This is a genomic window from Pseudomonas sp. P5_A12 (genome assembly GCF_056400685.1).
In genome coordinates, this window is record NZ_JBFUKU010000318.1 from 1 (window position 1) to 5,819 (window position 5,819).

Below are 5,819 nucleotides of genomic sequence, written 5' to 3' on the forward strand. Positions count from 1 at the left end.
ATTTCCCGGCACGATCAAACCTTTATCTCTAGCCATTTGTCTCCAGTTTCGCAGTGACTGAGGCGTGAGATTAAGCGCAATGGCGAGTTCTGCCACTGAGCGATTTAGAGGCGGCATCATTTGCAAGACGACCCAATCTTTGAAGTCGTCGTCGTAGCGTTTGCCTAGATTGGACATTGTTATGCACCTTCGCCCTCTTGAATGAATGAGTCAATCAACAAGGGTGACAGGTAGCCTGACACGGAGGGCGTTTRCCAAAAGGGACTCGCTGTAAGAGCGAAACCATTAGCGGCCGTTACCGCAGGAATGGATATGTACACCAAGGAAGAGAATGGTCGGCCCTAAGGCCGCCATCGCGAGCAGGCTCACGCCTACAGGGGGATGGAGCAGATCTGAATAACAGGTCAATTTCTGACGATGAAACCAGCCTTAACCCCCTTGCCGCACCGCCATAGCCGGCTACCATCAACCGAGAAGGAAAAATTATCCCAATCCCCTCAAGTTGAAGCCCCCCACAACCGACACAGTACTAATAGGACAAATACCCCAAGCAACAGCATATCGGCCAAGCCCACAGGCAAAACCCCCTGTGAAGGAATGTCCCTTTGACTGCCATCACCGGATTGCCAATACTCAAGGCAACTTGACGCTACCCGCACGGAACAAGGAATAACCCTTTGAAGCTGGAACTCAAGAACAGCTTGTCGGTGAAGTTGCTCCGGGTCGTCCTCCTGTCGGCATTGATCGTCGGCGTGGTCTTGAGCTGCGCGCATATCGTTTTCGATGCTTACAAGACGCGCCAGGCCGTAGCCTACGATGCCGAACGTATCCTCGACATGTTCCGAGATCCCTCGACCCAGGCCGTCTACAGCCTTGACCGGGAAATGGGCATGCAAGTGATCGAAGGCCTGTTCCAGGACGAGGCCGTGCGCCAGGCCTCCATTGGCCATCCCAACGAAGCCATGCTCGCGCAAAAAACCCGCGAATTGCAGCATTCAGACAGCCGCTGGCTAACCGACCTGATCCTTGGCAAGGAACGCACCTTCACCACCCAACTGGTCGGTCGCGGCCCTTACAGTGAATATTACGGCGACCTGAGCATCACCCTCGACACCGCCACCTACGGGCAAGGGTTCATCGTCAGCTCGGTCATCATTTTCATCTCCGGCGTGTTGCGCGCCCTGGCCATGGGCCTGGTGCTGTACCTGGTGTATCACTGGCTGCTGACCAAACCGTTGTCGCGGATTATCCAGCACTTGACCGAAATCAATCCGGATCGCCCCAGCGAACACAAAATCCCGCAGCTCAAGGGGCACGAAAAGGACGAACTGGGGATCTGGATCAACACTGCCAACCAGTTGCTCGAATCCATCGAACGCAACACCCACCTGCGCCACGAAGCGGAAAACAGCCTGTTGCGCATGGCCCAGTACGACTTTCTTACCGGCTTGCCGAACCGCCAGCAATTGCAGCACCAACTGGACAAAATCCTGGTCGACGCCGGCAAATTGCAACGGCGGGTCGCGGTGCTGGTAGTGGGTCTGGACGACTTCAAAGGCATCAACGAACAATTCAGCTACCAGGCCGGCGACCAATTGCTGCTGGCCTTGGCCGATCGCTTGCGGGCTCACAGTGGCCGCCTCGGCGCCCTCGCCCGCCTGGGCGGTGACCAGTTCGCCCTGGTCCAGGCCGATATCGAACAACCTTACGAAGCGGCCGAGCTGGCGCAAAGCATTCTCGATGATCTGGAAGCGGCGTTTGCCCTCGATCATCAGGAAATCCGTCTGCGCGCGACCATCGGCATCACCTTGTTCCCCGAGGACGGTGACAGCACTGAGAAGCTGCTGCAAAAAGCCGAACAGACCATGACCCTGGCCAAAACCCGCTCGCGCAACCGTTATCAGTTCTACATCGCCAGCGTCGACACCGAGATGCGCCGCCGTCGCGAATTGGAAAAAGACCTGCGCGATGCGCTGACCCGCGATCAGTTCTACCTCGCCTACCAACCCCAAATCAGCTACCGCGACAGCCGGGTGGTGGGCGTCGAAGCGTTGATCCGTTGGCAGCATCCCGAACATGGCCTGGTGCCGCCCGACCTGTTCATCCCGCTGGCCGAGAAGAACGGCACCATCATTGCCATCGGCGAATGGGTGCTGGATCAGGCCTGCAAGCAATTGCGCGACTGGCACGATCAGGGCTTCCCCGACTTGCGCATTGCGGTGAACCTGTCCACCGTGCAACTGCACCATGCCGAGCTGCCGCGTGTGGTGAGTAACCTGCTGCAAATGTACCGCTTGCCACCGCGCAGCCTGGAACTGGAAGTGACCGAAACCAGCCTGATGGAAGACATCAGTACGGCCGCCCAGCACCTGCTGAGCCTGCGCCGCTCCGGTGCGTTGATCGCCATCGATGACTTCGGCACCGGTTATTCGTCATTGAGTTATCTGAAAAGCCTGCCGCTGGACAAGATCAAGATCGACAAGAGCTTCGTACAGGACCTGCTCGATGACGACGACGATGCCACCATCGTTCGCGCGATCATCCAGCTGGGCAAGAGCCTGGGTATGCAGGTGATTGCCGAAGGCGTGGAAACCGCCGAGCAAGAGGCCTACATCATCTCCGAAGGCTGCCACGAAGGTCAGGGCTACTTTTACAGCAAACCGTTGCCGGCACGGGAATTGAGCGCCTACCTGAAACAGGCCCAGCGCAGTAACGCGGTCATTTTGTAGAAATCGCAGCCTCGTTTCACTCGACAGYTGCTACAGAAGCACACGGATCTGTAGCARCTGTCGAGTGAAACGAGGCTGCGATCTTTTGATCCACGATACAACGCTCGCGTGAATAAGAAATATTTCCACCTGCACCCTTTACACATAATGCGAAAGATTTGCATTATGTCGCAGTTTTGCGCACGTGAAGCGCCAGTCCACCCCTCTTGAAGCAGGATGTTCGCCATGATTCGTATGCCTCTGGCTACCGCCAGTCTGTTGGCCATCGCTATTTCCCTTGCCGGTTGCGGCGAAGGCAAAGACAAGACCGCCGCCGCGCCAGCGCCTGCTCCGGCCGCCAGCACTGCCGCTGCTGCACCAGCACCTGCTGTCGCCCCTGCCGCCGTCAGTAAAGTCGACGAAGCCGCCGCCAAAGCCGTAGTCGCGCATTACGCCGACATCGTCTTCGCCGTTTACAGCGATGCCGAATCCACCGCGAAAACCCTGCAAACCGCCGTTGACGCCTTCCTCGCCAAGCCGAACGCCGACACCCTGAAAGCCGCCAAGGCTGCCTGGATTGCTGCCCGCGTTCCTTACCTGCAGAGCGAAGTGTTCCGCTTCGGCAACACCATCATCGACGATTGGGAAGGTCAGGTTAACGCCTGGCCACTGGACGAAGGCCTGATCGACTACGTCGACAAATCCTACGAACACGCACTGGGTAACCCGGGTGCCACGGCCAACATCATCGCCAACACCCAGGTTCAGGTCGGCGAAGACAAGATCGACGTGAAAGACATTACCCCGGCCAAACTCGCCAGCCTGAACGAGCTGGGCGGTTCCGAGGCCAACGTCGCCACCGGCTACCACGCCATCGAATTCCTGCTGTGGGGCCAGGACCTGAACGGCACCGGCCCTGGCGCCGGCAACCGTCCTGCGTCCGACTACCTGGAAGGCAAAGGCGCCACCGGCGGTCACAATGATCGTCGTCGCGCTTACCTGAAAGCTGTGACCCAACTGCTGGTCAGCGACCTGGAAGAAATGGTCGCTAACTGGAAGCCAAACGTGGCCGACAACTACCGCGCCACCCTGGAAGCCGAACCGGTTGATTCGGGCCTGCGCAAAATGCTGTTCGGCATGGGCAGCCTCTCCCTGGGCGAACTGGCGGGCGAGCGCATGAAGGTTTCCCTGGAAGCCAACTCCCCGGAAGACGAACACGACTGCTTCAGCGACAACACCCACAACTCGCAGTTCTACGATGCCAAAGGCATTCGTAACGTGTACCTGGGCGAGTACACCCGCGTCGACGGTACCAAAATGACCGGCGCCAGCCTGTCGTCCCTGGTGGCCAAGGCCGACCCGGCTACCGACACTGCGCTGAAAGCCGACCTGGCGACAACCGAAGCCAAGATGCAGATCATCGTCGATCACGCCAACAAGGGTGAGCACTATGACCAGCTGATCGCTGCCGGCAACACCGCTGGCAACCAGATCGTCCGTGACGCGATCGCTTCCCTGGTCAAGCAGACCGGTTCGATCGAAGCCGCCGCTGGCAAACTGGGCATCAGCGACCTGAACCCGGACAACGCTGATCACGAATTCTGATCAACGCTGGCTGAACAAGAAGGCGACCTGCGGGGCGCCGATCGTTCCCACGCTCTGCGTGGGAATGCCTCAACGGACGCTCTGCGTCCGGCTGTTGATGTGACGCGGAGCGTCACAGGCTGCATTCCCACGCAGAGCGTGGGAACGATCACCTGCCCCACATCAAGTAAACGATAATTCCTCTTATTCAAACTCCGCTGCCCTGTTAGACTTTGCGCCCTTGTTTTGCTCGTCTTGCAGGATGTCTGATGCCCACGCTGCTTCTTCGCTTGTCCGCACTGTTGCTGGCCCTGTGCCTGAGTGCCTGCGATGACGCCCCGCGTTTTACCAAGGCCGAACCCGGTGAAGCCCGGTCCGGCGGCAGCGCGACCGTGCGCAAGACAGATCAGAACTCGTTTTCCCTGCCCTCTGCCAACCTGACGCCGTCACGGCGTGTGGACTTCAGCGTCGGCAACAGTTTTTTCCGCAACCCCTGGGTGATCGCCCCGTCGACCACTACCGCCCGCGATGGCCTCGGCCCATTGTTCAACACCAACGCCTGCCAGGGCTGCCACATCAAGGACGGTCGCGGCCATCCGCCAACGCCTGATGCACCGAATGCCGTGTCGATGCTGGTGCGCCTGTCGATCCCCGACGCGCCGGCTTATGCCAAGGTCATCGAACAGCTCGGCGTAGTGCCGGAACCGGTCTACGGTGGCCAGTTCCAGGACATGGCCGTGCCCGGCGTAACCCCGGAAGGTAAAGTGCGTGTCGATTACACGCCCGTTCCGGTGCGTTTCAAGGACGGCACCGAAGTCGAACTGCGCAAGCCGAGCTTGAACATCACCCAACTGGGCTACGGCCCGATGCACCCCGATACCCGGTTCTCGGCGCGTGTCGCCCCGCCCATGATTGGCCTGGGCTTGCTCGAAGCGATCCCCGACGAGGCGATCCTGGCCAATGCCGAGGCGCAGGCGAAGGATAAAAACAGCATTGCTGGACGCCCGAACCGGGTCTGGGATGACGTGCAACAGAAGACTGTCCTCGGCCGATTTGGCTGGAAAGCCGGGCAACCGAACCTTAATCAACAGAATGTTCACGCGTTTTCCGGCGATATGGGTCTCACGACCAGCTTGAGACCGTTCGATGACTGCACAGACGCGCAAACCGCCTGCAAACAGGCACCGAATGGCAACGGCCCCGATGGCGAACCGGAAGTCAGTGACAACATCCTGCGTCTGGTGCTGTTCTACAGCCGCAACCTTGCCGTACCGGCCCGCCGCGATGTCAGTGCGCCTCAAGTGCTGGCCGGCAAGAATCTGTTTTTCCAGGCGGGTTGTCAGTCCTGCCACACGCCGAAATACACCACCGCCGCCAACGCCGCCGAACCTGAACTGGCCAATCAAGTGATTCGCCCTTACAGCGATCTGCTGCTGCATGACATGGGCGACGGCCTGGCCGACAACCGCACTGAATTCCAGGCCAGTGGCCGCGACTGGCGCACCCCGCCGTTGTGGGGCATCGGCC

General features: G+C 59.4%; 4 protein-coding genes. 3 read left to right on the forward strand and 1 reads right to left on the reverse strand.

Going from position 1 to position 5,819, the window contains the following annotated elements:
* The coding region (locus AC1DSG_RS26555; protein ID WP_477791209.1) for a transposase at nucleotides 1-177 on the reverse strand (177 nt) is incomplete at its 3' end.
* A 500-nt stretch (nucleotides 178-677) separates the two neighbouring features.
* Between AC1DSG_RS26555 and AC1DSG_RS26560 the strand changes: the two genes are divergently transcribed.
* From AC1DSG_RS26560 to AC1DSG_RS26570, 3 genes are all read left to right on the forward strand, one after another.
* Nucleotides 678-2,729, forward strand: a complete 2,052-nt coding sequence (locus AC1DSG_RS26560; RefSeq protein WP_477793543.1) for a putative bifunctional diguanylate cyclase/phosphodiesterase — start codon at nucleotides 678-680, stop codon at nucleotides 2,727-2,729.
* A 225-nt stretch (nucleotides 2,730-2,954) separates the two neighbouring features.
* Nucleotides 2,955-4,313 carry an imelysin family protein gene (locus tag AC1DSG_RS26565; protein WP_477793544.1) on the forward strand — a complete coding sequence of 453 codons (1,359 nt, stop codon included), beginning with the start codon at nucleotides 2,955-2,957 and terminating at the stop codon, nucleotides 4,311-4,313.
* 248 nt (nucleotides 4,314-4,561) lie between these two features.
* The coding region (locus tag AC1DSG_RS26570) for a di-heme oxidoreductase family protein (protein WP_477793545.1) at nucleotides 4,562-5,819 on the forward strand (1,258 nt) is incomplete at its 3' end.